The 24,455-nt window shown below is 38.6% G+C and carries 25 protein-coding genes; 12 read left to right on the top strand and 13 right to left on the bottom strand.

Annotated features, from left to right (window positions below; all coding sequences use genetic code 11):
• Positions 1 to 3: 3 nt before the first annotated feature.
• On the bottom strand, positions 4 to 735 hold the full coding sequence (locus tag F565_RS0100795; protein ID WP_020211280.1) for an SAM-dependent methyltransferase: 732 nt from the start codon (positions 733 to 735) through the stop codon (positions 4 to 6).
• A gap of 197 nt (positions 736 to 932) precedes the next feature.
• On the opposite strand from F565_RS0100795, the gene F565_RS22200 reads away from it, so the two are divergent.
• From F565_RS22200 to F565_RS0100780, 3 genes are all read left to right on the top strand, one after another.
• Complete coding sequence (locus F565_RS22200) at positions 933 to 1,418, top strand: hypothetical protein (protein ID WP_020211279.1); 486 nt, start codon at positions 933 to 935, stop codon at positions 1,416 to 1,418.
• Between the two features lie 152 nt (positions 1,419 to 1,570).
• Positions 1,571 to 2,737 (top strand): THUMP domain-containing class I SAM-dependent RNA methyltransferase, encoded by a 1,167-nt coding sequence (locus F565_RS0100785; protein WP_020211278.1) that lies wholly within the window; start codon positions 1,571 to 1,573, stop codon positions 2,735 to 2,737.
• Between the two features lie 49 nt (positions 2,738 to 2,786).
• A complete protein-coding gene (locus tag F565_RS0100780) occupies positions 2,787 to 3,023 on the top strand; it encodes a hypothetical protein (protein WP_020211277.1) in 237 nt (78 codons plus the stop codon).
• 84 nt (positions 3,024 to 3,107) lie between these two features.
• Here the strand turns inward: F565_RS0100780 and F565_RS0100775 are convergent, their stop codons facing one another.
• Complete coding sequence (locus tag F565_RS0100775) at positions 3,108 to 3,860, bottom strand: alpha/beta fold hydrolase (RefSeq protein ID WP_020211276.1); 753 nt, start codon at positions 3,858 to 3,860, stop codon at positions 3,108 to 3,110.
• Between the two features lie 174 nt (positions 3,861 to 4,034).
• Here F565_RS0100775 and F565_RS0100770 point away from each other — a divergent pair, with 174 nt between their 5' ends.
• On the top strand, positions 4,035 to 4,898 hold the full coding sequence (locus F565_RS0100770; RefSeq protein ID WP_020211275.1) for an AraC family transcriptional regulator: 864 nt from the start codon (positions 4,035 to 4,037) through the stop codon (positions 4,896 to 4,898).
• Positions 4,899 to 4,957: 59 nt separating this feature from the next.
• Here the strand turns inward: F565_RS0100770 and gldG are convergent, their stop codons facing one another.
• The 4 genes from gldG to F565_RS0100745 all read right to left on the bottom strand — a co-directional run bounded on the left by gldG (position 4,958) and on the right by F565_RS0100745 (position 8,707).
• Positions 4,958 to 6,622 carry a gliding motility-associated ABC transporter substrate-binding protein GldG gene (gldG, locus tag F565_RS0100765; RefSeq protein ID WP_020211274.1) on the bottom strand — a complete coding sequence of 555 codons (1,665 nt, stop codon included), beginning with the start codon at positions 6,620 to 6,622 and terminating at the stop codon, positions 4,958 to 4,960.
• A complete protein-coding gene (gene gldF, locus F565_RS0100760) occupies positions 6,622 to 7,347 on the bottom strand; it encodes a gliding motility-associated ABC transporter permease subunit GldF (protein ID WP_026299801.1) in 726 nt (241 codons plus the stop codon). The genes gldG and gldF overlap by 1 nt, the downstream gene beginning before the upstream one ends.
• Before the next feature lie 43 nt (positions 7,348 to 7,390).
• Positions 7,391 to 7,687 carry a putative quinol monooxygenase gene (locus F565_RS0100755; RefSeq protein ID WP_020211272.1) on the bottom strand — a complete coding sequence of 99 codons (297 nt, stop codon included), beginning with the start codon at positions 7,685 to 7,687 and terminating at the stop codon, positions 7,391 to 7,393.
• Positions 7,688 to 7,879: 192 nt separating this feature from the next.
• Positions 7,880 to 8,707, bottom strand: a complete 828-nt coding sequence (locus tag F565_RS0100745; RefSeq protein ID WP_020211271.1) for an SAM hydrolase/SAM-dependent halogenase family protein — start codon at positions 8,705 to 8,707, stop codon at positions 7,880 to 7,882.
• Positions 8,708 to 8,812: 105 nt separating this feature from the next.
• Between F565_RS0100745 and F565_RS0100740 the strand changes: the two genes are divergently transcribed.
• A complete protein-coding gene (locus F565_RS0100740) occupies positions 8,813 to 9,760 on the top strand; it encodes a PhoH family protein (protein ID WP_020211270.1) in 948 nt (315 codons plus the stop codon).
• 318 nt (positions 9,761 to 10,078) lie between these two features.
• Here the strand turns inward: F565_RS0100740 and F565_RS0100735 are convergent, their stop codons facing one another.
• Positions 10,079 to 11,125 carry a GntR family transcriptional regulator gene (locus tag F565_RS0100735; RefSeq protein WP_020211269.1) on the bottom strand — a complete coding sequence of 349 codons (1,047 nt, stop codon included), beginning with the start codon at positions 11,123 to 11,125 and terminating at the stop codon, positions 10,079 to 10,081.
• Positions 11,126 to 11,423: 298 nt separating this feature from the next.
• On the opposite strand from F565_RS0100735, the gene F565_RS0100730 reads away from it, so the two are divergent.
• From F565_RS0100730 to F565_RS0100705, 6 genes are all read left to right on the top strand, one after another.
• Complete coding sequence (locus F565_RS0100730; protein ID WP_020211268.1) at positions 11,424 to 12,614, top strand: DUF4861 family protein; 1,191 nt, start codon at positions 11,424 to 11,426, stop codon at positions 12,612 to 12,614.
• 76 nt (positions 12,615 to 12,690) lie between these two features.
• Positions 12,691 to 13,527, top strand: a complete 837-nt coding sequence (gene kduI, locus F565_RS0100725; RefSeq protein ID WP_020211267.1) for a 5-dehydro-4-deoxy-D-glucuronate isomerase — start codon at positions 12,691 to 12,693, stop codon at positions 13,525 to 13,527.
• 65 nt (positions 13,528 to 13,592) lie between these two features.
• Positions 13,593 to 14,996, top strand: coding sequence for a glucuronate isomerase (uxaC, locus tag F565_RS0100720; RefSeq protein ID WP_020211266.1), 1,404 nt, complete (start codon positions 13,593 to 13,595; stop codon positions 14,994 to 14,996).
• 11 nt (positions 14,997 to 15,007) lie between these two features.
• Positions 15,008 to 16,021: a sugar kinase gene (locus F565_RS0100715; RefSeq protein WP_020211265.1), complete on the top strand. Its 1,014-nt coding sequence runs from the start codon at positions 15,008 to 15,010 to the stop codon at positions 16,019 to 16,021.
• Between the two features lie 92 nt (positions 16,022 to 16,113).
• Positions 16,114 to 16,773 (top strand): bifunctional 4-hydroxy-2-oxoglutarate aldolase/2-dehydro-3-deoxy-phosphogluconate aldolase, encoded by a 660-nt coding sequence (locus F565_RS0100710; protein WP_020211264.1) that lies wholly within the window; start codon positions 16,114 to 16,116, stop codon positions 16,771 to 16,773.
• 27 nt (positions 16,774 to 16,800) lie between these two features.
• On the top strand, positions 16,801 to 18,204 hold the full coding sequence (locus F565_RS0100705) for an MFS transporter (protein ID WP_020211263.1): 1,404 nt from the start codon (positions 16,801 to 16,803) through the stop codon (positions 18,202 to 18,204).
• A 168-nt stretch (positions 18,205 to 18,372) separates the two neighbouring features.
• Here the strand turns inward: F565_RS0100705 and F565_RS0100700 are convergent, their stop codons facing one another.
• The gene (locus F565_RS0100700; RefSeq protein ID WP_169336012.1) at positions 18,373 to 20,358 is read right to left on the bottom strand and encodes a GEVED domain-containing protein; all 1,986 of its coding nucleotides are present in this window, start codon (positions 20,356 to 20,358) and stop codon (positions 18,373 to 18,375) included.
• Positions 20,359 to 20,578: 220 nt separating this feature from the next.
• Here F565_RS0100700 and F565_RS22195 point away from each other — a divergent pair, with 220 nt between their 5' ends.
• Complete coding sequence (locus F565_RS22195; RefSeq protein ID WP_020211261.1) at positions 20,579 to 21,577, top strand: helix-turn-helix domain-containing protein; 999 nt, start codon at positions 20,579 to 20,581, stop codon at positions 21,575 to 21,577.
• A gap of 216 nt (positions 21,578 to 21,793) precedes the next feature.
• On the opposite strand, the gene F565_RS0100690 is transcribed toward F565_RS22195, so the two are convergent.
• The 5 genes from F565_RS0100690 to F565_RS0100670 all read right to left on the bottom strand — a co-directional run bounded on the left by F565_RS0100690 (position 21,794) and on the right by F565_RS0100670 (position 24,393).
• A complete protein-coding gene (locus tag F565_RS0100690; RefSeq protein ID WP_020211260.1) occupies positions 21,794 to 22,237 on the bottom strand; it encodes a DoxX family protein in 444 nt (147 codons plus the stop codon).
• Between the two features lie 22 nt (positions 22,238 to 22,259).
• Positions 22,260 to 22,691 (bottom strand): GNAT family N-acetyltransferase, encoded by a 432-nt coding sequence (locus F565_RS0100685; RefSeq protein WP_020211259.1) that lies wholly within the window; start codon positions 22,689 to 22,691, stop codon positions 22,260 to 22,262.
• A 10-nt stretch (positions 22,692 to 22,701) separates the two neighbouring features.
• Positions 22,702 to 23,292 (bottom strand): FMN-dependent NADH-azoreductase, encoded by a 591-nt coding sequence (locus F565_RS0100680; protein ID WP_020211258.1) that lies wholly within the window; start codon positions 23,290 to 23,292, stop codon positions 22,702 to 22,704.
• Positions 23,293 to 23,311: 19 nt separating this feature from the next.
• Positions 23,312 to 23,749, bottom strand: coding sequence for a carboxymuconolactone decarboxylase family protein (locus tag F565_RS0100675; RefSeq protein ID WP_020211257.1), 438 nt, complete (start codon positions 23,747 to 23,749; stop codon positions 23,312 to 23,314).
• 68 nt (positions 23,750 to 23,817) lie between these two features.
• A complete protein-coding gene (locus F565_RS0100670; protein WP_020211256.1) occupies positions 23,818 to 24,393 on the bottom strand; it encodes a Crp/Fnr family transcriptional regulator in 576 nt (191 codons plus the stop codon).
• Positions 24,394 to 24,455 lie beyond the last annotated feature (62 nt).

Raw genomic sequence — 24,455 nt, 5'->3', positions numbered from 1 at the left:
TTATTATTTAAAGATCATGATAAGGCGTTCAGACTCATTTTTAAAAAATTTGCGCAGCTTATAATCGCCAAAGGTATCAAGCAGGTAAATCCCGGCTTCTTCCATCATGGCTTCAAAATCCTGTAATGTTAATGCTTTTACTTTTTCAACAAAGTGATAGTTCTCGCCTTTATCTTCAAAGTCTATTTCTTTATAAATGTAGTCGTCTATTAAATAGCGTTTTATATGAAATTCAATACCTTCTACTGTCTTAACTTCTTTGGGTACTAAATTTTCTATAACCTTTTTTACATTCATAAAATCGATTACTCCAAACCCGTATTCGCCAAGGCTTTCGCATATAGCTTTTAAAGTTTTAATGTTATCGCCCTCGTTTTCAAAGTAGCCAAAGCTTGTAAACAGGTTAAATATGGCATCATACTTTTGATCAAAAGGCTCGCGCATATCGTGCACCTCAAAATGCAGTGTATCGTTACTAAATTTTTTAGCCTCATCTATACTGTGTTGTGAGAGGTCGGCACCGGTAACGTCATACCCCAGTTGGTTCAGGTAAACAGAGTGCCGGCCTTTGCCACAGGCAAGATCCAGTATTTTAGCGTTGTCGGGCAGGTTAAGGTAACTGGTAAGGTTATCCATAAAGAGCTGGGCTTCATCATAATCGCGGTCTTTATACAATATATGGTAATAAGGTGTATCAAACCAGGATGCAAACCAGTTGTTTGTTTCTTTTTGCATAGTTATAAAATGTACCTGCAAATTTAGTTTTTTAAAGACAAACGCACGATAGTATACTGTAAAATTATGGTTTACTATATTGTAAGTTTTTTCAGGATATTAACTACAATTTAAGCTAAAACAGTCAATATTATTAGTAACTTTAGCCCACCTGAATTAACCCGGGACAAAAATACATAACTCTTAAAACAAACATTATGGAACAACAAGTTGCAATATTTGACTCGCATGCAAAAGCGGTTGACGCACTTAAAAAATTAAAAGCGAGCGGCTTTTCTCTTGACGATGTATCAATAATAGGTAAAGCAGGAGTAGACGAAGAGAACCTACACCTTGACGAAACAGATAAGGTTACCAATGTACCTGCTTATGTGGGCATAGGTGCAGGTACCGTTATAGGCTTACTTACAGGTATTGGCCTTTTTGCTATACCGGGTATAGGTATATTATATGGAGCAGGAGCCCTTGCAGGTGCTTTTGCAGGTGCCGAAACCGGATTGATAGGAGGTGGTTTTGTATCACTATTAGCTAAATATTTTACTAAAGACGACCACATAGAAAATATTAAAGACCATATTGAGGCCGGTAAATTTGTACTGGTTGTAGGTGGCAGTGAAGAAGAAATTGCTAAAGCAAAAGAAGTACTTCATACAGATAGTGTACATACACACTACTACGAATAAAATTTTGAAGAGATTTATAGTAAGCCTGTTTACATTGTAAGCAGGCTTTTTTTGTTTCTTATATAATGCTTTTAGTAAAGTGTATAAACATGCAATTGTAAAATTGTATCTTTGCCAGCCTTTAACAGGGTTAGATATACAATACAGGCGTAATGGAGAATTTTAAAATGATTGCCAAAACCTTTTTTGGTTTTGAGGAAATACTGGCAAAAGAATTACAACAACTTGGTGCACAGGAAGTACAGCAGGGTGTACGTATGGTTAGTTTTGTGGGCGATAAAGGCTTTATGTATAAAGCCAACCTGGGGTTGCGTACCGCACTTAAAATTTTAAAGCCCATAAACAGTTTCAGGGCTTACAACGAGCAAACCCTATATAAAGGCATACAGGCTATAGACTGGAGCGAGTATATTAATGCTAACCAAAGCTTTGTGGTAGATGTTACATTGCACAGTGAGCAGTTTAACCACTCGCAGTTTGTGGCACTAAAAACTAAGGATGCAATTGTAGACCAGTTTCGTGACCGTTACGGCAAACGCCCCGATGTAGATAAAGATTATCCTGACCTTCGTGTAAACCTCCATATATTTAACGACCAATGCTCTGTAGCTTTAGATAGTTCCGGAAATTCGCTAAACCAGCGTGGCTACCGTACAGCTACTAATATTGCGCCTATAAACGAGGTACTTGCTGCAGGTATGCTGTTACTTTCCGGTTGGGATGGGCAGGGCGATTTTCTTGACCCTATGTGTGGTAGCGGAACCATTCTTGCCGAGGCAGCCATGATAGCGTGTAACATTCCGCCTAACTTAAACCGTAAAGAGTTCGCTTTTGAGAAATGGAACGACTGGGATAACGACCTCTTTGATGCCGTTACCGATTCGCTTCTTAAGCGCGTGCGCGAGTTTCATTATACCATAAAAGGATATGACAAAGCACCGTCGGCAGTAATGAAGGCAAAAGATAATATTAAGAATGCTAACCTGGACGAATATGTTACTATAACCCAGGAAGACTTTTTCAGGACAGAAAAAGAAACCCGTGGCCCACTGCATATTGTATTTAACCCACCTTATGGTGAAAGGCTGGAAATAGACCTTGAGCGTTTTTACCGTGAAATAGGCGACACCCTAAAACAGGGCTATCCGGGTACCAATGCCTGGTTTATAACCGCCAACCTTGAGGCGCTTAAGTTTGTAGGGCTAAGGCCATCACGCAAAATTAAACTGTTTAACGGTAAGCTCGAAACGCGTTTTGTAAAATACGAAATGTATGAAGGCAGTAAAAAAGATAAGTACCTTAAAGAAGAAGATCTTTAATTTTTAAGCTGTATCGTTTAAGCCCATTATTATCTATCAATTAAGCACAATGAATAAAAAAGTAAAAGCTGTACTTTATAATTTCCTGGGTTTTGCCCCAATATTTTTAATTGTTTATTTTCTTGCAAAAGAATATACAGGGCTGCCTAACACTTTATGGATATCTGGTGTGGCATTTGTAGCATCTACCATACTTTCGCCAAAATTTCAGGCAGCTAAATTTCAGGGAGAAGAAAAATTGTTTGTAAGCTGGCTGTTTTTAAAAGGCGTGAAAGAAATAAAGTAATTTATAAAATTACCCAAATACAAAATGCCCCGAAGTAATTTCTTCAGGGCATTTCTATTTTCAGGCTATCATTGTAAATACTGTTTATTTTTTACCGGTAGCAGCCTCTTCTATTACTGCAAGCACTTCTTTAGGATGCGACAGCATTACTACATGGCTTGCTTCAATTTCTGTAGTTTTTGCATTTATCCTTTTAGCCATAAATCGTTCCAGTTCAGGGTGTATAGCTTTATCGCTTTTGGCAACTATATACCAGCTTGGTTTTGTTTTCCAGGCAGGAGCTCCGCTTTTATCTGCAAATACATTTTGTGCTCCCGGTGTTTGTGTTGCATAAATTAAGGTTTGCTCTTTTTCTTTAAGATCCTGTGCAAATACTGCTTTCACACCCTCCTGGGTTAAGTATATAAATCCACCCACAGGTGCAAAATAATTGCCCAGTGTAACCGCAGGTCCTTTAGCAGATAGCGACATTAACGATTCATCAAGATCTGGTGCCAGTGCTGCTACAAAAACCAGTCCGGCAACTTTAGGGTCGTTTCCTGCCTGTGTAATTACAAAGCCGCCCCATGAGTGGCCTACTAAAATAACTTTTCCTTTTGCCTGTTCTATAGCGCGTTTTGTGGCGGCAACATCATCGGCCAGCGAGGTTATAGGGTTTTGTACAGATATTACAGGGTAACCCTTTGCCTGCAATGCAGTGATCTGGTTACTCCAAGAAGAGCCATCGGCCCAGATGCCATGTACAAAAATAATAGTAGGTTTTGCTTCCTGGGCATACGTGTTTAATGCTCCTAATGATAGTAATAATGCGAGGGCTAAAAATTTGATCGTTTTCATTTTTTGAATAATTTAATGTTTAATTTTATTTGTTCTTAATCACATTACAAAGTTGCGACATAAGGCTTACAAAGCAGATGGACATTTTTCTCAAAGGCATGCCAATTTATCCCACGGGTTTGATTTTTAAGAATAGGGAAAGCTGTAGCTTAGCAACCGGATAATTATAACAATATGCACCTTACCCATATATCGCCTAAAACAAACGGTAAATTAATATTTACACACTGTGCTGCAAATGCACATCATTTGCATAAAAAAGACCCTGACGAGCGCCATTTGCTTACTATTGCATTAAATGGTGAACAATCGCAGCGAATGGTTATTAACGGAATTGATTATGAGTTTGCACCATATAGCATTGTGCCCTTAGTTTCCGGCCAGTTATTTAGTTTTGAAAAACCCGAACTTATTACAGCATGGCAGTATACACGGGATTTTTACTGCCTTATAGATAATTATTTTGAGATAAGTTGCCTTGGCCTGCTTTTTTCGGGCTTTAAGGGTAACCTGTTTTTAAATCTTGATGAACATTACCATGAAAAGATTATCGGGCTGCAAAAATTATTTATTGAGGAGTATGAAACTATAGATACCATACAGACAGATATGCTGCAAATGCTGCTTAAGCGCCTTGTTATCCTTACTACAAGACTGGCGAAGGAGCAATATCTGGAAGGGGTAGTGTATGAAGATGAGAGATTTGACCTGATAAGGCAATACAATCTTTTAGTAGATACCCATTATAAAAATGAGCATCAGGTAAGTTATTATGCCGACCTTCTTAATAAATCGCCTAAGACACTTGCCCGTATCTTTAAGGGGTTTAACTATGTGACGCCGTCGCTTACAATACAGGGGCGTATTTTGATGGAAGCCAAACGCCTGTTTTATTACACAACATTATCGGTTAAGGAAATTGCCTACGAGCTTGGCTTTACAGATGCGGGCCACTTTAGCAGGTTTTTTAAAAATGCAACTAACATTAACCCATCCGATTTCAGGACGGTTAATTTAGAAAAGACACAACAACTATAATAAAATAAAAACCTCCTAAAGATTGCTTTTAGGAGGTTTGTTTATTTTAGATATATAGCTTACTTAGCGTATGCCCTTTTACGTAAGTATGTAAATACAAGCCCAAATAAACCCAGTATAAGCAATGGCAACCCAATAGTTACTATTTGGGTTGTGGTATATTCCTCCTGAACTTTTTTTGCATCAAGAAAACGAAGGTTTACATTTTTGCCCCTTATTTTTACAAGGCCTTCATCGTCCATAAGGTAGTTTACACAGTTTAGTAAAAACTCCCTGTTACTGTAGTTTTGCTGCAGCCACGGGTCTATACCTTCGGTAAGTAATTTTTTGTTGGCATATTTGTAATTTACAATATCGCCGTCGGCAATAACTATCATTTTGGTTTCTTTACCTTTATCCAGTATATTCCTGAATTTTACAGGCTTCATCCTGTTTTCATAAACCGATGTAAATTTACCTTCAAGCAGCACACCCAGAGTTTGATTACCTTTATTAAACTGGCTTGGGTTTATTTTATTTACAAATTCATATAAGCTTATTTGCGCAGGTATACCAACTGTTTTAGATTGTTCAGAACTTTCCAGCAATACCGTTTTTTTTATGTTGTTTTTAAGCGTATCTATCTGGCTTGCAAATTCTAACTTAACTATATTAATGTTCTTGTTTATGGGGTGGTTTTCGCGCGAGCGAACCACAGGAGAGAACGGCCAGTCTACAGGTACCTCGCCGTTAGCCGATTGTACGGTTATAGGGGTACTTAACAGGTCCTGAACCAGGTTTGCATTTACACGTACACCATATTTAAAAAACATGTCGTCCAGGTTAATATCCCTGGGTATTGCCAGCGTAGTTGCCTGTGCATTACGTAGGCTGTCAAGATCTGCAGCTACGCGGTCTACCATCCACAGGGTTTTGCCGCCATTCATAATATATTGATCAAATACTGCCTTTTCCTCATCGGTAAAAGCCTCAGTAGGTTTAGCAATAATGGCAAGGTCAAAGCGCTCTAAATTATCCAGTGTTCTTTGCTTGTCTCCGCGCACAGAGTCAAGGTTAAACTCGCCCAGTACATAATATTCCTTAAGACTGATAAGGAAATCCGACATGTATTTATCGGGCATTTCGCCGTTACCTTTTATTACTGCAATTTTCTTTTTGCTGGTTATGGCAAGCTTGGTTATGGCATCAGAGAAATTGTACTCTAATAATTGTACAGATTTATTGATGTTATCATCCTTATTGGTCATAAAATTGTTGACCAGTAATGGTATGCGCACCGATTTCTGGCCCATATTAGCAATTGCCCACGGGAAAATCTGTATCAGTGATTTCTTTCCCTTTCGGGTCATATCAATATTAGTTGGAGAGAAGCCCAAGGCATACATTTCCTGTATGTTCTTCTGCACATCTTCCTCTTCGGCAAGCGGGTCTACAAAATTAAAAGTGATGTTGCTGTTATATACCTGATACTCCTCCAGTACCTGTCGTATTTCATTTTGCAGGCGCTTAAACTCTGGTGGTAAGTCGCCGCCTAAAAAAATGTCAATATATAAAGGGTCTTTAACTTCCTCAATTACTTTTATCGATGCTTCAGACAGCGTATAGCGCTTATCGTCGGTCATGTCAAAGCGCTTAAAAATATAGCTGCCGGCAAAGTTTATTACAATTAGTGCGGCTGCAACAAGGCCCAGTTGCTTAAGGTTTTTTTGTTTTCTTGCGTCCATTACCCTTTTAATGATTTAAGCTGATAAGCGGTTAACGATAAAAAGAAAACGGCAATGCTGGTAAAATATATAATGTCGCGGGTATCAATTACGCCACGGCTCATACTTTTAAAATGATAATCCATACCAAAAGAGGCTACCACATTACTAAAACTGCCCGAATATAGGGCAAGCTCCTCGAACCCGAAATAAAGTATAAAACAAAAAAATACTGATATGATAAAGGCCACGATCTGGTTTTCTGAAAGGGTAGAGGTGAACACCCCAATAGCCGTATAACCTGCAATAAGGAACAACAGGCCAAAATAAGATGCCAGCGTACTGCCCATATCTATATTACCGGGCGGGTTGCCCAGCTGCGACACTACCACTACGTAAATTATTGTAGGCAATAACGCCAATACAATAAGTGTTAGTGCACCAAAAAACTTGCCGTTTACAATTTCCCAAATGCTAAGAGGGCGGGTAAAGAGTAACTCTAAAGTACCCTGCTTTTTTTCGTCGCTAAAACTGCGCATGGTTACCGCCGGTATAAGGAAAATAAGTATCCAGGGGGCAAGGGTAAAAAACGGCGATAAATCGGCAAAGCCACTGTTTAAAATATTATAATCGCCTTCAAATACCCAAAGGAACAACCCGTTTAAGACGAGAAAAATAGCGATAACTAAATAACCTATGGGCGAACCAAAAAAGGATTTTATCTCTCTGATTAATAATGCTTTCATTCTTCTTTTAAAACTAATTACTTCCTTTTATAAGGGTATTATATTATGGCAGGCTAACAAGCTTATCTACGCTCCATGCCTCTGGCTTACTATTAAATAAGGGCTTTGTAACAGCCCATGTTTCGCAAAACAATGCCGATTTTCGGTAGGCTTCCAGATGCGCTTCTGTTTCCCAATAGCTGTAGGTAAAAAACACGGTTGGGTTTGTTTTGTCGCGATATAACTCTAAAAAACGGTTACCATCAAAGTTTCGTATGTCCTGTTTAACAATATCAAAATTAGCAAGGAAATCGTCTACTTTATCTTCATAGAAACCCATTTTTACGATGCGTACAAACATACTGTTTTTTGGTTTATTATTTAAATGTAATTTTTATGGTAACGGCCTTTTTTGGCATATAACACACCCCTAACCCCTCTTTAAAGGGAAACCAGCTACACTTAACCGGATTGTTATTCAATTGATACTGAAAACTGCGACTGTACTTTAAATGTAGCTCAATCTGAATTCTTAAATTTAAAATCTGAATTACTAACGAAATACTACACTCACTACATCTCTGAATTTTAGGCCAAGCAATGTTTTTGCAGTTCCTACGGTAGAAGGGTTACTGCGGTAAATAGCAATTTCGAGAAAACCGGCCTCATTAAAAATAGCCAGTTTTTCGCCCTCATAATCTTTAAGTGAAAAACGCTCATTTACCGTAAAATCAGAATAGCCTGCTTTAACCGCCTTAATGCTCTTAGTGCTAAAGGTAATCTCAAAATCCCGGCCTTTGGCAACTTCTTTAACCTGCCTTTTGGTAATATTGGTAATACAGTTCCCAAAGTGGTCTATGTAAACCACACAGCCCCTTATTGTAGCATTATCTGGTGATACAACAGGGTGAAGGTCGTAAATTTGTTTAATCTCTGTAATTTCGCGCCCTATAACGTTAAGCAGCCCGCCTTTGCTAAGGTGGCATGCAACGGTAACAAAAACGTCCATCTCGCTACTGTTTTCGGGCACGCGGTCGTGTATGTTAATCTCAACAATCTTTTCGGGTACAATTTTTTCTGTAAGGAGGCTAAGTATGCCATTATCGGCACAAATAAAATAGTGGCCGTTCCATAACATTGCAATATGGCGGTTCTCTTTGGTAAGCTCGGCATCTACCCCTATAAGGTGTACCGTTCCCGCTGGGAAACTTGCGTATGCTGCACCTACTATGTAGCTGGCTTCCGATACGTTAAATAGATCTACGTGGTGTGAAATGTCAACAATAGCCGCCTCAGCATAGCAGGAAAGTATCTTGCCCTTAAGTGCGCCCACAAAATGGTCCTTAAGTCCGAAATCGGTTGTTAGAGTAATTATTGACATAAAATTGTGCAAAACTTTTAAAAAGTGCGACTAAAATTTCACTAAATTTGAATGCAAAGCTACTAATTATATAGCTACAATTTTTAAAAATTAAAACCTCTGCCTTTGAACGAACGTACGATTGAACTGACAGACATAGCCCCTAAAGACTTTTGGGGAGCACAGGATTCTCATCTTGAAACTATTAAAAAATATTATCCTAAGTTAAAGATAGTTGCCCGCGGCACCACGCTTAAGGCCTTTGGCGAAAAAGAATTGCTGGATGAGTTCGAAAAACGTTTTAAACGCCTCATGCAACATTTTTCCCGCTATAACACTATAGATGATAATGTTATAGAGCGCGTAATACAGAGCGACAGTAATGTTGAGCACATGGACCCAAGCGATAAGATACTTGTGCATGGCATAGGCGGCAAGCTTATTAAAGCAATGACGCCCAACCAGCAAAAACTGGTAGACTACATGGCCAAGAATGATATGGTATTTGCCATAGGCCCTGCCGGTACCGGTAAAACGTATACAGGTGTAGCCCTTGCAGTAAAAGCCCTTAAAGAAAAACAGGTTAAGCGAATTATACTTACACGCCCGGCTGTAGAGGCAGGGGAGAACCTTGGTTTTCTGCCGGGTGATATGAAGGAAAAATTGGATCCTTACATGCAGCCGCTTTATGATGCCCTGCGCGATATGTTGCCACCGCAAACGCTGGAAGATTATATATTAAAAGGGATTATACAAATAGCACCGCTTGCCTTTATGCGTGGGCGAACGCTTGATAATGCTTTTGTAATACTGGATGAAGCCCAAAACACCACGCACTCGCAAATGAAGATGTTTCTTACCCGTATGGGCAAAAACGCCAAATTTATGATAACTGGCGACCCCGGGCAGGTAGATTTACCGCGCCGCACCATTAGCGGACTTAAAGAGGCCATCCTTATACTTAAAGATGTAGAGGGTGTAGGCATTATTTATCTTGACGATAAAGATATTGTGCGCCACCGCCTTGTTAAGAAAATTATTGAAGCATATAAGAGTATTGAGAATCACGATTAGAGGTTCTAAGAAACTTAAAGGAATTTTATATTAAGTTATAATGTAATATTCCGTTTTAGTTTTTTTATAAAACCTCTGTGGTTTATGGAGCGCCTGCCGGATTAATTTCCTGATTGTTATTGTCGATAACCTGACATTAAGAACTAAATCCGGGCAGTGCTTTAGTCCAACCGCAGAGGTTTAACATACATTTTATTTAAGGCAACCTGTCTATTTTACCTTCCTGATGTCAGATTGTTATTAATACTTCATCTATATTATGGGATTGAAGATATGGTTGTGCTGGAAATTTTTATTTAAGTATAAACAAACTTAAAATTAAAGCGAGTTTCTTTCTATGTATTTAAACACATTTTTTACCTTTTCTTTCTTGTTTTTTAACACCATATAAGCGGCTGATTCTCCAAGAGCTACAAAATCAGTACTGATGACCGTAATATCAAGCAACTCTTTAAGCGGTGTTTCGTTATAAGATATAATACCAACATCTTTACCCAACTGCAACTTGTTGTTGCGTATTTGTCGCATTAAATTTACAAGATCGCGCTCCTGAATAGTTATATAAACATCGCGCCCTTCAAACTCCATATCGTCATAAATTTCATCCAGTATCTCAAAATCAATATCATATTCTGAACAAAAACGCTGAAAACCGTGAACAATGCGGCGGGGGTAAGGATTTGCAGATTTATTAGGATATACTAAAATAAGCTTATCATACTTTCTTATTTTATCTAATGCTTCCTTTAAGGCGTTGTAAATATCGTTTTTAAAATCCTGATATATAGTGCCATATTCTCCTGTAATACCGGGTTTGGTATTATCCAGCATTATAAGTTTATCCTTTGGTATCTCCTCCAGTACTTTAATTATGTTATCTGTATAGCTCACGTGGTTAGAGTTGTTGTCTCTAAAATGGGGCATAACAATGTAATAATCGTGAGCGCCCATATTACGCTCAAGTGCATTTATAAATAAGGTTTCATCGCAATGGTATACATACATTTCTACCTGTCCGTAAGCCCCTATGGCATTTACAAAAGAATCATAAATCATCATTTTGTAAGTACTGGGTTTATTTACAAGAAAAAATATACTTAACTTATTAATCTTGTCCATGCGGGTAATATAGTATCCTTTACCTTTTACAGATACAATAATTTGCCTGTCCCTTAGCTGTTTATAAGCTTTCTCTACAGTATCGCGAGACAGGTAGCACATTTCGCTAAGTTCGTTTATAGAAGGTATTTTTTCGCCTACCTTAATATTACCCCTTGCAATATCGGCTAAAATAGAATCTATAATTTGCTTGTATTTTGGTATGCGGGAATTTTCATTAATTTTTAAATCAAACGATTGCGTCATAGCTTAAAAAATTTTTATCACCCGTAAATATACTAAATTTACAGCGCAACCGTGCTTTTTTGTTAGCTTTTTAAGCAGGATACTACAGGATGTATTCGGTATTGTATACGTTTAATTTTGAAAATAACCATGTGCCCCTTGCTTAGGTGCTAATTGATATATTAGGATATAAATAATAATGTGTTTATCCTTATAAGGTGTTATATTATGATTTGATTTAAAATTAACTTAGTTAAATCTATAGCATAAGTTTTAAAAAATCTATTTTTAGCACATTAACTACAAAACGAAATTATTTATGAGGTATATAAAAACACCTGCTTTATTAACTGCTTTAATGTTTACATCTTTTGCGGGGTTACAAGTTATGGCACAGGAAAGCCTGACGGTAACGATAAAAAATAACCTGGGTATAGACCGCAATGAGGTTGTGACTATTAATAGCAAGGATATTACAGGGTTTCTTAAAGGCAAAAATGAAAAGGATATTCGCGTTAAAAATAATACTACCGGCAAAATGGAGCCGCTGCAGTGGATTGACAATGATGGAGACAAAAATAATGATGAGCTACTTTTTATGGCTACTGTAAAGCCTAATAGTTCAGCTATATATACTTTAGTTAGCGATGCAAGTGTACCTGTGCCAGTTTCTCAAATAACAACATTTTCGCGTTTTGTACCGGAGCGTACAGACGATTATACCTGGGAAAATGATAAGGTAGCTTTTAGGACTTATGGCCCGGATGCACAAATGCGTACAGAGCAGCACCGCGAAAATGGAACGTTAAGCAGCGGAATAGATATTTGGCTTAAACGTACACCTTTGCCTATTATAAATAAATGGTACAAAGGGTATCTTACAGACCCTATGTTTTACCATAGCGATCGTGGCGAAGGCTATGATCCATACCATGTTGGGGCAAGCCGCGGTACAGGCGGTACGGGTATATGGGAAAAAGACAGCCTGTTGGTATCTAAGAACTTTGTTACATATAAAACTATTGCTGTTGGTCCGCTACGCACTGTTTTCGAACTGTCTTATGCGCCATTTAGCCCCTATCAGGTTAAAGAGACAAAACGTATATCGCTCGATCTTGGTTCTAATTTTTCAAAGTTTGAAGTAATGCATAGTTCTGCAAAGCAGGTACCTAATTATGCAACAGGTATTACACTGCACCAAAATGAAGGCGAGGCAGAAGTGCTTACTAAAGAGGGCGTTTTTGCCTACCATGAAAAAATAGACGGAACCTATCTGGGTGAAGGGATTATAATGCAGCCAAATATTATAGAGAAAGCTTTTGTAAATAAAAGTAAAACAAAAGACCAAAGCAACCTTATTATTGTAACTAAGGCAAGCCCTAAGCTTACCTATTATGCAGGTTTTGTATGGGAGAAAAGCGGGCAGGGAGCTAATAAGGCAGATTGGGATGCGTTACTTAAAAAACAGGCTCAAATAATTAAAAGCCCGCTAACGGTTACTGTTAAGTAGCCATAAACAGTACTAAATGTACTAACGGGTATTACCTAAAATAGAATCTTAAGATAAATACATAATACAATATAAAATGACCAAATCAGAATTCAGGTATGCGCACCACCCGAAAGATGTAAAACATTATACTACGCAGGAATTAAGGGAACATTTTTTAATCCCAACACTGTTTGAAGAAGATACTATAAAGCTTGTATACACCATGTATGACCGCTACATTGTGGGCGGTGCTTTTCCGCTTAATAAACCTTTAGTGCTTGAAACTATTGATGAACTTAAGGCAGACTATTTTTTAGAGCGCCGTGAGCTGGGTATTGTTAACGTAGGCGGTAAAGGTAAAGTTACTGTAGACGGCACCGTTTATGAGCTAAACAAAAAAGAAGCCTTATATGTAGGAAAAGGCAGTAAAGAAGTAATTTTTGAAACGGCTGATGGTGAGCAGCCTTATTTTTATATTAATTCTGCTCCTGCGCACCATGCTTATCCTACTAAAAAAGTAGGTAAGGAAGATGCAGAGGTTATAGAGCTTGGCGACCAGAAAACAGCTAACCGCCGTACACTTAATAAACTTATTGTAAATAGTATAGTGCCTACATGCCAGTTACAAATGGGGCTTACAGAGCTGCATGAAGGTAATGTATGGAATACTATGCCATCGCACACCCACACGCGCAGGATGGAGGCTTATTTTTATTTTGATCTTGCAGCAGGGCAAACCGTTAGCCACTTTATGGGCCAGCCGGATGAAACCCGACATATATTTATGCAGGGGCATCAGGCAGTTATTAGCCCTGAGTGGAGTATACACTCTGGCTGTGGTACCAGTAACTACTCTTTTATATGGGGTATGGCAGGCGAAAACCTTGACTATGGCGATATGGATGCCGTGGCAACAGATGAGTTGAAATAAGGACAGATTATAACATTATTCCTGGTGGCAAAAGCATATCCGGGCATCCTATTAAAACAATAATTATGGCAGCTAAGCCTTTTATAAACGATACATTTTTATTGCAGAATAAATTTGCAGAGGAGTTATACTTCAATTATGCTGAAAAGCAGCCTATAATTGATTACCATAACCATTTGCCCCCTGCAGAAATTGCAGATAACAGGGTTTTTGATACTATATCCCAACTTTGGATAGCCGGCGATCATTATAAATGGAGGGCTATGCGAACGTTTGGTATTAATGAAAAATACATTACCGGTAATGCCCCCGATGAAGAAAAGTTTACAGCATGGGCAAAAACGGTTCCACATACGTTGCGCAATCCGCTTTTTCACTGGACTCAACTGGAGCTTAAACGCTATTTTGATATAGATGATTATCTTAATGAAGGCAATGCAGCTGATGTTTACGCTTCCGTAAATCAAAAGCTTAAAGACCCTCAATACTTTACACAGGGATTATTAAGCCGTATGAATGTAGAGATGCTTTGCACTACAGAAGATCCTACTGATACCCTAGAGCATCATAAAAAATTAGCAGGTAGCAGTTTTACAACCAAAGTTAATACTGCCTTCAGGCCCGATAAAGCAATACTGATAGAAAGCGAAACCTACAATGACTATATAAACCAGCTTGAAAAAGCATCGGGTATTAGCATTACCACTTTTAATGACCTAAAAGTTGCACTCTTAAAAAGATTGGATTTTTTCCATGAAAATGGTTGCCGAATCAGCGACCACGGTTTAAACCAGTTGCCTTTTGCCGTTTATACGGATTGGGAAATAAATGCTGTTTTCGACAAAAAACGTAAAGGAACGCCTGTCTCTGCCCACGAAACAGAGCAGTTTAAAACAGCGTTAATGTTGTTTTTATGCGAAGAGTATGCTACACGTAACTGGGTGCAGCAGTTTCACCTGGGGGCACTTCGCAATAACAATGTGCGTATGCATCGCCTGCTTGGGCCCGATACCGGTTGGGATAGTATAGGCGATTATCCGCAGGCTGCTACATTAAGTAAATTTTTAGATGCATTAGATACTAAAGATAAGCTTGCTAAAACTATTTTATACAACCTTAACCCGGCCGATAACGAATTGTTTGCCACTATGGTAGGTAACTTTAACGACGGTTCGTTGCGCGGTAAGGTACAATATGGTTCCGGGTGGTGGTTTTTAGACCAAAAAGACGGTATTATTAGGCAGGTAAATGCATTGAGTAATATGGGGCTGTTAAGTACTTTTGTTGGCATGCTTACAGATTCGCGAAGCTTTTTATCGTTCCCAAGGCATGAGTATTTTAGGAGGGTATTATGTAACCTATTAGGCCAGGAGATGGAAAGTGGCGAACTTCCGCAGGATGCAGCATGGGTGGGCAGTATGGTATCTGATATTTGCTACCGCAATGTCAAACAATATTTTGAATTGTAAACCACAAAAAAATGACACAACAAAAAGTGGTAACCTTTGGCGAAGTAATAATGAGGCTCTCGCCACCGGGTTTCGATAAAATGAAACAAAGCCGGAGCATGGAGTTCTTTTTTGGAGGGACAGAGATGAATGTGGCGGGCTCTTTGGCACAATTTGGTTTACAGGTACAGCATGTAAGTAATGTAAGCAACGATTTTGTGGGCGATGCTGCTATTAGCTGTATGCAGGGCTATGGTATCGATGTTACACACATTAATAAAGTTAACCACCCATTAGGGTTATATTTTATGGAGGCCGGCTCCGGTTTAAGGGCAAGCCAGATAACATATAACCGCCTTCATGGATCTTTTGCAAACATAAGTCCGGATCTTGTAGACTGGGAAAAGGTTCTCGATGGTTGCTCACTATTGCATTGGACGGGGATTTCTCCTGCCATTAGCGAAGGAGCATATCAAACTTTAAAACAGGGACTAACCCTGGCTTTAAAGAAAGGAATTACCATAACTGCCGATCCTGCTTACCGCAGTAACTTGTGGCAATATGGACGTAGTGGGCATGAGGTTCTTGCAGAGTTAATTGGGCTAAGTACTGTTTTTATAGGTGGGGTCAATGAAGTAAACGAAATATTGGGTACTGCCTTTACTCATGATAAAGATGGTTTTATCACTGCGGCAAAAAGATTGCAGGAGACCTATCCTGCTATTATTAAAGTATATGACAAAGTACGTACAGGACTAAGTGCAACGCACCAAAAAATATTTGCGCAGTCATGGACGGAGAATACCTATAGTAAAACCGAAGAGATAGAAATTACGCAGGTGGTAGACCGTATAGGTACCGGCGATGCTTATGCTGCCGGACTTATTTATGGACTTATATCAGGTATGAATGATCCTGAAGCAATTGCTTTTGCAAATGCTGCCTGCGCTTTAAAACATACTATTGCAGGAGATGTAAATCTTGCAACGGTACAGGAAATTGCCGAAGTGGCAAATGGTAACCATAGCGGACGCCTTAAACGATAATATTATATTGATTAAATAATGAGTGGAAAAGTACACTCATTTCAAAAAATTCAATCGATATAGTTTTAAGGATACGCAATAATAAATTAAAAATGAATAAAGAATCTATAATAAATAGCATAAAACAACAAGGCGTTTTGCCCCTATATTTTAATGCTGATGAAACTGTAAGTATTGAAGTACTGCGTGCCCTATATGCAGGAGGTATACGAGCTGTGGAGTATACTAACCGTGGTAAAGAGGCCTATAGCAACTTTAAGGCTATGGTAAAAGTAAAAAATACTGAAATGACCGACTTGTTTTTAGGTATTGGTACTTTAAAAACTGGAACCGATGCCGAAAAATATACTGAGGCCGGTGCTGACTTTTTAATAAGTCCGGGGTTTGTAGCCGAAATTGCAGATTTTGCAAATACTAATAATATGCTTTATGCGCCGGGATGCATGACCCCGACAGATATTATTGCTGCCGAAAATAATGGTGTGCAATTTATAAAGCTGTTCCCGGGTAATATTCTTGGTACTGAATTTATGAGCAGTATACGCGATGTATTCCCTGATTTATTGTTTATGCCTACAGGCGGTGTAGAACCTGTTGCAGAAAGTATTTCGGCATGGTTTAATGCAGGGGTTTGCGCTGTAGGTATGGGTAGCAAGCTGGTTACTAAAGACCTTATGAATAATAAACAGTATGATATTATTAAAGATAATACCCAGCAACTGCTGCAGACTATAAAACAGGTTAGGGGTTAATAACCCACTGCCAAAATATCCGTAATTATGAGCCAAACCATTACTATAGCCAAACCCGTGGGTAAATACCGATGGACTATTTGCGCCCTTTTATTTGTTGCTACTACAATTAATTATCTCGACAGGCAGGTACTTAGTTTGCTTGCGCCGGAACTATCAAAACCAATAGCTGAAGGTGGATTTGGGTGGAGCGAAACAGATTACGCTAACATAACAGCGGTGTTTCAATTTATCTATGCACTATCAATGCTTTTTGCAGGCAGGATTATCGATAAGCTTGGTACAAAATGGGGCTATGCAATAGCAATAGTTATCTGGAGCCTTGGCGCTATACTGCATGCCGAAGCAGTACCTGTGGGCGATGCAGCCTCCGGTATACTATCTGCTTTTGGTATTATAGCTGTACCATCTGTTATAGGTTTTATGATAAGCCGTGCAGTTCTCGGCTTTGGCGAAGCAGGCAATTTTCCGGCAGCAATTAAAGCTACCGCAGAGTATTTTCCTAAAAAAGAACGGGCATTTGCCACCGGTATTTTTAATTCGGGGGCAAATGTAGGGGCTATACTTGCACCAATAAGCGTACCTGTAATAGCATCTGTATGGGGTTGGGGTATGGCATTTATATTAGTAGGTGCAGCAGGTTTTATATGGCTGTTTTTCTGGTTCATTTTTTATGATAGACCACAAAAACAAAAATGGCTTTCGGCCGAAGAACTGGAATATATTAATAGCGATAAAGAAGATGTAGCCCCTGTTACAGAACCAAAACATGAAGAGGCTTCAGTAAAAATATCATGGCTTAAATTATTAAGCTACAGGCAAACCTGGGCGTTTGTGTTTGGCAAATTTATGACCGATGGGGTATGGTGGTTTTTTTTATTCTGGTTACCAAAATATCTTAATGCACAGTACGGCATGCAATCTTCAGAAATACAGTTGCCGCTGGCAATATTGTATACAATGACCATGTTTGGCAGTATAGGCGGTGGCTGGTTTCCTATTTACTACATCAATAAAGGCTATTCGCCATACGATGGCCGTATGCGTGCCATGCTGACTATTGCTCTGTTTCCATTAATTGTTTTACTTGCCCAGCCCTTTGGCAGTATTAGTTTCTGGATTCCTGTTATACTTATTGGTATAGGTGCCAGTGCACACCAGGCGTGGAGTGCTAATATTTTTACCACGGTTAGCGACATGTTCCCTAAAAAAGCGATAGGCAGTATAATAGGCATTGGTGGTATGGCCGGTGGCATAGGCGGCGTTATTATTACAAAAACCGGCGGAGCTTTATTTGATCATTATAAAGCCCTAGGGCATATAGAAACGGGATACACAATAATGTTTGCCTTTTGCGGATTAGCATATATTATTGCCTGGAGTGTTATGAAATTATTGGTTCCTAAGTATGAGCCAATTACTGATATGTAATTTGGTAAAAAGTATATTGTATTTAATTAAGAATGTTATTGTTATTTGGTTAGTTTAAATTTGGGTTAAGGGGCTGCTTTTAGGCAGCCTCTTTTGCTCTCCACTCCCAAAATAAAAAAAGCCACCTCAAACTGAGGTGGCTTCCTGCATAAATATATTTTCTTTAAACTATTTTTTCACAACCCTAAAAGTATGGTTTTTACCATTTACGGTATCTGCTTTAAGCAGGTATATACCGTTGCTAAGGGTGGCAAGGCTTATATCTTTACCATTAGCTTTAATGACTGACTGGCCAAGAGAGTTAAATACCTCTATACTTTTGATTTCCTGTTCTGTTTGCAAGTGTACATTATCTGTAGTTGGGTTAGGGTACAGGCTAATTAAAGTTGTAGCAATACCATCTGCACCTGCCACAATTTCCCTGTTTACATTTAAGCTGTAATCTTCGGCCTGGCCGTAACCAAGTGTATTACATGGAAGTGCTGCGACATTAAATTTTTTGGTAACCCTCATTGTGGTAACACCAAGGGGAGCATCCGTTGGCACAGTAATAGTTGAACTAACGGCTACATCATCTGTACCTGTAGAGTTTACAAGGGCGCCAATGATGTAAGCTTCACCCTCATCTTCAAAACTATTATTTTTGTTCCAGTCTATATAGGCTACAACCTGATGGGTAAAGGGACCATTGGTATTTCCTTTTACGGTTATGGTATACTCCTGGCCTAAAGCAACCTCTGCAGCAGGAATTAGGGTTTTAAAATCTTCGTATGCAGGTGTTATGCCGCCTGTTGTAGTTTCAGAATCATTGTTAATACCTGCAAATTGTACTAACGATATAGGTTCTGCATTATCAGGGAAGTTTATACTACATGGCGCCTGGCCGGATATAACAATAGTAATTTCGCCAAAAACTGTTCCGTCATCGGCAGATACTGCTCTTGCAACAACATCTCCGTTAGCAAAGCCGGATATAAGGCCATTCTGGTCAATAGTGGCAAATTCGGTTCCCTCACTTATTTCCCATACTAATGTTTGGCTTGCAGTGGCAGGAGCTACAGCTGCTGCTAACTGTAAAGTACCATTATTTACAGTAATTTCGGCAGGAGCACCATCTGTTGTAGTAGCAGTAACTATTACCGGTACGTTAGATACTGTATAATAAACCTGCATATTAGGGCGGTCTTTATACTGGCCACCACCATTATTGTGGCTCAATACAACATTTTCATCAAGGGGTACAGTATTTATAGGCCATGCACCAATCATATAATCCCTGAAACCTGCTGTATACTGCCATGTAATCCAGGTGCTAAACGGTGCTGTTTGTCCATTTTGATACATAACCGTTGCAATTTCAAGCGATTGGCCATTGTATGTAAACGGCGTGTCAAAATTAAAATCAATCCATCCTATCGTATCCGGAAGCTGGTAATCAGCATTATCCATCAGTTCTGTATGAGTATCTTCTATATCACCTAACGTGGTTAGCATACTTAACGGGGCAACAGTTTCAGAGTTTGCTGCTAAAACCCTTACCCTTGTTTCAGGATAAGTGTCTGCATTATTATTGGCAGCGTTAATTTTATTAAAGGCTACGCCTGTAATGCCTGCTCCCTGTGGTATACCCGCTGTTTCCATTTCTGCTTCTGTAAAAAGCATGTTGGCTACAGAGCCATTTCTTTGTACAATATTGGCATACATTATGGGGCCGTATGAAGAACCAAAAAAAGCATTAGCATCGGCACCTGTACCTATTTGTGTAGTTAATGAAGCAGATAATGCCCTTGTGTTAACAATCTCTGTTGCCCACTCGCTATATACCATGGTGGCGCAGTGTGCACGTACAGTAAAGGTGTATTCTGTATTAGCACTAAGGTTCTGAATCAGTAATGAGGTATTCTGTACAGATCCCGATTGAATAATCGTTTCGCTTCCTGTAAGCCTGACTTCCCATTCGTAGCCATAAGCAGGCAGAGTAGAAGGTACATCCCAAGCAAGTGTGGTGTGGGCAATACCGTTACCTGTTGTGAAATTTTGTGGTACAGTACAGTTCTCCTGGGCGTTTGCTGTACTTAAAAATAAGAAAGACGAAAGCAGGGCGGCTTTGCCAAAACGGAATGTAATTTCCTTGTTTTTGTAAAAGTTTAACATAGCTGTTTTTTGTTGAAATTTGTTTGTTTGTCGATTTTTTAGTTTAATAACAAAAGGGCTGCGATTTGTTAATTTTATCATTTCAACCCTTTGTTTGTCTATTATTAGTAATTAGTCTAAATAATAATAATTACTTTTACGCAAAATTCTGCAACAAAATAAAACCTGTTGTGTTCCTGACGGATTTTTATTTAAGCTAAACGGATAATTTTTTAAGACGATGAAAACTAATACGATTTTAGATGAAATAATTTGTAAAACGAACCTTCACGCAGACCTTGGAAATCTTCAGGAAGTTATTGAAAAAGAAGTGTCTTTTTCTTACGACTTTGGAGAAACATCTTTTAAAAAAATAAAATTCAGGGGTGTAAGGCTGCTCTACAGCAACCTTAAATTTAAAAGGCCACTACCGGTAAAAATGCTTAACACAGATCCGTATGTAGAGATGTTTTTTTCTTTAGCAGGCAGCAGGGACATTTTTTTTACACAAAGCAATCAGCGTAGTGCCGTAGCAGCAAGCCACCACAACATCTTTTTTATACCGGATACAGAATTTTTTATAGAGCCCTCTGTTAATGAAGCCGAAAATATATCGCTGCAAATACAGTTTACCCAGGATTATTTTAAAAGACTTATGCCTAATGGGCATTCACTTTTTAAATCGTTTACCGAAAAAGTTAATAATGGTGAACTCTCTATACTTTGTGATGCCGATTTACCTATTACTACAGAGATGTTTAATGTACTTAACGATATAGTGCATTGCGAAAAAGAAGGTATAATAAAACAGCTTTATATAGAAACAAACGTACTTAAATTGCTACAATTACAGTTTGAACAATACGAAGCCACCTTTGTAAAAAAGAGTATTGGCACGGTTAAAGAATATGATGTAGATAAACTACATTATGCCAGGCAGCTTTTAGAACAAAATATTACCACCCCATACTCGTTAACTGAACTTGCCAGAAAAACGGGACTAAATGACTTTAAGCTTAAAAAGGGTTTTAAAGAACTTTTTGGTAACACCGTTTTTGGCTACTTGCACGAACTGCGCATGGAAAAGGCTAAAGAAATGCTATATAATAGCAGCATAAATATAACCGAAATATCTGAATACTGCGGATATGCTTATGTACAGTCTTTTACTAAGGCGTTTAAACAAAAATATGGCACTACGCCCGAAAAGTTTAAGCATCATGCAACAGGCAGGGTTTAAAACCAATAGTTTACAATGCGCTAAAACTCTTTAGGTTTCTAAAGAGTTTTTTATACGTCAACAAATTAAGTAATGACAATTTATTTTTATAATGATTATGAGATTTCTCCAATTCGCTGCGCTACGGTCGAAATGAAACACAAGGTATTTTCATTTCGACAAAGGAGAAGTTTCTAATTGTAAAACACGACTTTTTTCATTCTAAATTATTAACGCTTAAGTTCTGTCATTTTTAATGGCATCTATGCTCCACCTGTAATCTGGTAGTACAGATAGCAATAGAGCTCCTGCGCTTCCTGTAAATACCGAGTAGCTAAAGGGTGACCTGTAGCCGGCAAATAATAGCATGCTAAACGCAAAGACAAGTAAAAGAGCAAAACTACCGTATGCTGCTACCCTTGTTTTATATCCTGCAATTAGCATTAAGCCAAATACAAATTCGAATATGGATGCTATAATGCCACTAAAATTAGCAAGGGGCTTATTTAAATAAGGCGTGAGGCTATTAGTGTAATTTACAAAGTTGTCCCAGTTGCCCCATGCAATGCCCTCTGTACCCGGAGCGCCTATAAAGCCAAGGCGGTCTAAAACCGGCAATATAAAACTAATGCCTAAGGCAAGCCTTAAGTAAATTTGGGCTGTGTTTAATGTCTTTTCCATAATTATGTTGATTGGGTTTGTTTTAAAGCTTTACGGGCTTGGCAAAATGAAATGCACCAATAGTAAAGCCTTCCTTAAAATATAACTTATGCGCCACAGTACGCTCTGCACCCGAGTCTAATTGTACCGTTTTGCAGTTTTGAGATAATGCTACTGCATCTATATGTCGCAGCAGGAGGGAGGCATATCCTTTACCACGGCTCTCTTCAAGGGTAAACAGGTCATCTATATAAAGCATTTTACCGCAAAGCAGCATGTACCTAAACCTGTATCCCGCCACTGCCACCGCCATGCCATTATCTTCTATATAGTTAAGAATGTAACCTTCACTTTGCAGCAGCCTTACCATAGCTACAAAGTTTTCTTCTTTAAGCATGGGCCTTAGCAGGTGCATGGCTTTCCAGCATAGGGCAATTTGCACATCTGTATTAGCGGTTTTTATAATGGTTTCCATATTATGTACTTTAAATTTCTATCGAACTTATGGCTTTGGTTAGTGCTGTATCCATTAATGACGGGTACGCAAGCCCTTCGGCACGATACGTACTAACATCTGTAATACCAATAAATTCAAGAACGGTTTTAAGGTGGTTTAAGGCATGTTCGCTAAAATGAGAAAGGCCGTCAGAATATACCCCGCCGGATGATAGTGCTAAATAAGCTTTTTTATTTTTTATTAATCCTACAATACCTTCTTCAGAGTAGGTAAATGCAATTCCCGGCCTTACTATCTGGTCAATCCACGCCTTTAATGATGATGGGATGCCAAAATTATATAGCGGCAGGCCAATAACAATAATATCGGCACGTTGTAGCTGTTCTATAGCCTTGTCAGAGTGTGTAAGTACTTCGTTTTGCCTGGCTGTCTGCTGGTGTTTAGGCAGGTCGTATGCGGCAATAAACTCCTGGCTTGCATGTGGGAAGCCGGCGGGTATAAGTTCTTCAACTTTACCATCAGGATGTTTTTCAAGCAGTTGCTTTACAATTGCATCTGATAACTGAAAACTTGTTGACGCCTTTTGTTTTGGGCTCGAAATTACATGTAATATATTCATAATAATTGGGTTGACTTAATTATTGTACTTGTAATTGGGTGCTTTTTGCAATGCGGTTCCAGCCGTTTATTGCTACAATAGCCATGATAAGCTGAGCAATAAAGTTTTCGTCAAACAGGGCTTTGGCTTCAGCGTAAGTAGCATCGGTTAAGCCATCTTTATGTATAAGGGTTATCTCTTCGGTAACGGCAAGCAGTACTTTTTCTTCGTGGGTAAATAACGTAGTTTCGTTCCATGCATTAAGCAGAAAAATGCGTTGTTGTGTTTCGCCATCTTTCAATGCTTCTTTAGTATGCATGTCTATACAATAGGCACAGCCATTAATTTGTGATGCCCTTATTTTTATAAGGTGCAATTGTATTGCAGATAATTTTGTAGTGTGTAAATAACCTTCCAGCCCAAACATTGCTTTAAATGCTGCCGGTTCTGTTGCCTGAATGTTTACTCTTGTTTGCATGATAAATAGTGTTTTAATTATTTATAGCAAAGTTAAAACAGGCAGCTATCATGAAAACTTAAACTGGTTTAAGAAACGCTGCGCTTTCTTATTTCGCTAAGATATTCCGGAGTAAAACCTAAAAAAGAAGCAATTAAATATTGTGGCAGCCTGTTAATAAACATGGGGTAGGCTTTGCTAAAATGATTGTAAAGTTCTTCTTTAGAATAGTCGTTAAAATATTTTGCCTTAAGCTGGGAGGCCGCATAAGCCTTTTGGTATATTACCCTGAAATAACTTTCTACACATGGAAATAATTTATAAAGTTTTTCTAACGATTTATGGTCTATTGCCAGGATTTCTGAATTTTCTACAGCCTGAATGTAAAAACTTGCCGGCTGCCCTGTTTGAAAAGCTATATAATCTGACAGCCACCAGTTTTCTAAGGCAAATTGGGTGGTATGCTCTACACCCTTATTATTAATGTAATATAACCTTAAACACCCCTTAACCACAAAATAATTATAATTGCATGTTTGCCCTTCCTGTAATAGTACTTCCTTTTTTTTAAGTTTTATTTCTTTAAAATAATCAGGGGCAGCAGTTGCAAGGCCGGCATCTGCAGTTAGTAAAGTATTAATATGATTAATTAATTTTTCGTGCATTATAAATAATGGTTATTAACAGTAAGGCCTGCATTTGCTGCAAGCCTTATGTTATTAGTATA

Source organism: Flavobacterium rivuli WB 3.3-2 = DSM 21788, from assembly GCF_000378485.1.
GTDB classification, from domain to species: domain Bacteria; phylum Bacteroidota; class Bacteroidia; order Flavobacteriales; family Flavobacteriaceae; genus Flavobacterium; species Flavobacterium rivuli.
This window is presented reverse-complemented; position numbering and strand designations above follow the sequence as displayed.

Bases quoted from the DNA above. Each gene is read 5' to 3' on its own strand.
- F565_RS0100795 (WP_020211280.1), bottom strand. From the start codon at position 735: ATGCAAAAAGAAACAAACAACTGGTTTGCATCCTGGTTTGATACACCT.
- F565_RS22200 (WP_020211279.1), top strand. From the start codon at position 933: ATGGAACAACAAGTTGCAATATTTGACTCGCATGCAAAAGCGGTTGAC.
- F565_RS0100785 (WP_020211278.1), top strand. From the start codon at position 1,571: ATGGAGAATTTTAAAATGATTGCCAAAACCTTTTTTGGTTTTGAGGAA.
- F565_RS0100780 (WP_020211277.1), top strand. From the start codon at position 2,787: ATGAATAAAAAAGTAAAAGCTGTACTTTATAATTTCCTGGGTTTTGCC.
- F565_RS0100775 (WP_020211276.1), bottom strand. From the start codon at position 3,860: ATGAAAACGATCAAATTTTTAGCCCTCGCATTATTACTATCATTAGGA.
- F565_RS0100770 (WP_020211275.1), top strand. From the start codon at position 4,035: ATGCACCTTACCCATATATCGCCTAAAACAAACGGTAAATTAATATTT.
- gldG (WP_020211274.1), bottom strand. From the start codon at position 6,622: ATGGACGCAAGAAAACAAAAAAACCTTAAGCAACTGGGCCTTGTTGCA.
- gldF (WP_026299801.1), bottom strand. From the start codon at position 7,347: ATGAAAGCATTATTAATCAGAGAGATAAAATCCTTTTTTGGTTCGCCC.
- F565_RS0100755 (WP_020211272.1), bottom strand. From the start codon at position 7,687: ATGTTTGTACGCATCGTAAAAATGGGTTTCTATGAAGATAAAGTAGAC.
- F565_RS0100745 (WP_020211271.1), bottom strand. From the start codon at position 8,707: ATGTCAATAATTACTCTAACAACCGATTTCGGACTTAAGGACCATTTT.
- F565_RS0100735 (WP_020211269.1), bottom strand. From the start codon at position 11,125: ATGACGCAATCGTTTGATTTAAAAATTAATGAAAATTCCCGCATACCA.
- F565_RS0100730 (WP_020211268.1), top strand. From the start codon at position 11,424: ATGAGGTATATAAAAACACCTGCTTTATTAACTGCTTTAATGTTTACA.
- kduI (WP_020211267.1), top strand. From the start codon at position 12,691: ATGACCAAATCAGAATTCAGGTATGCGCACCACCCGAAAGATGTAAAA.
- uxaC (WP_020211266.1), top strand. From the start codon at position 13,593: ATGGCAGCTAAGCCTTTTATAAACGATACATTTTTATTGCAGAATAAA.
- F565_RS0100715 (WP_020211265.1), top strand. From the start codon at position 15,008: ATGACACAACAAAAAGTGGTAACCTTTGGCGAAGTAATAATGAGGCTC.
- F565_RS0100710 (WP_020211264.1), top strand. From the start codon at position 16,114: ATGAATAAAGAATCTATAATAAATAGCATAAAACAACAAGGCGTTTTG.
- F565_RS0100705 (WP_020211263.1), top strand. From the start codon at position 16,801: ATGAGCCAAACCATTACTATAGCCAAACCCGTGGGTAAATACCGATGG.
- F565_RS0100700 (WP_169336012.1), bottom strand. From the start codon at position 20,358: ATGTTAAACTTTTACAAAAACAAGGAAATTACATTCCGTTTTGGCAAA.
- F565_RS22195 (WP_020211261.1), top strand. From the start codon at position 20,579: ATGAAAACTAATACGATTTTAGATGAAATAATTTGTAAAACGAACCTT.
- F565_RS0100690 (WP_020211260.1), bottom strand. From the start codon at position 22,237: ATGGAAAAGACATTAAACACAGCCCAAATTTACTTAAGGCTTGCCTTA.
- F565_RS0100685 (WP_020211259.1), bottom strand. From the start codon at position 22,691: ATGGAAACCATTATAAAAACCGCTAATACAGATGTGCAAATTGCCCTA.
- F565_RS0100680 (WP_020211258.1), bottom strand. From the start codon at position 23,292: ATGAATATATTACATGTAATTTCGAGCCCAAAACAAAAGGCGTCAACA.
- F565_RS0100675 (WP_020211257.1), bottom strand. From the start codon at position 23,749: ATGCAAACAAGAGTAAACATTCAGGCAACAGAACCGGCAGCATTTAAA.
- F565_RS0100670 (WP_020211256.1), bottom strand. From the start codon at position 24,393: ATGCACGAAAAATTAATTAATCATATTAATACTTTACTAACTGCAGAT.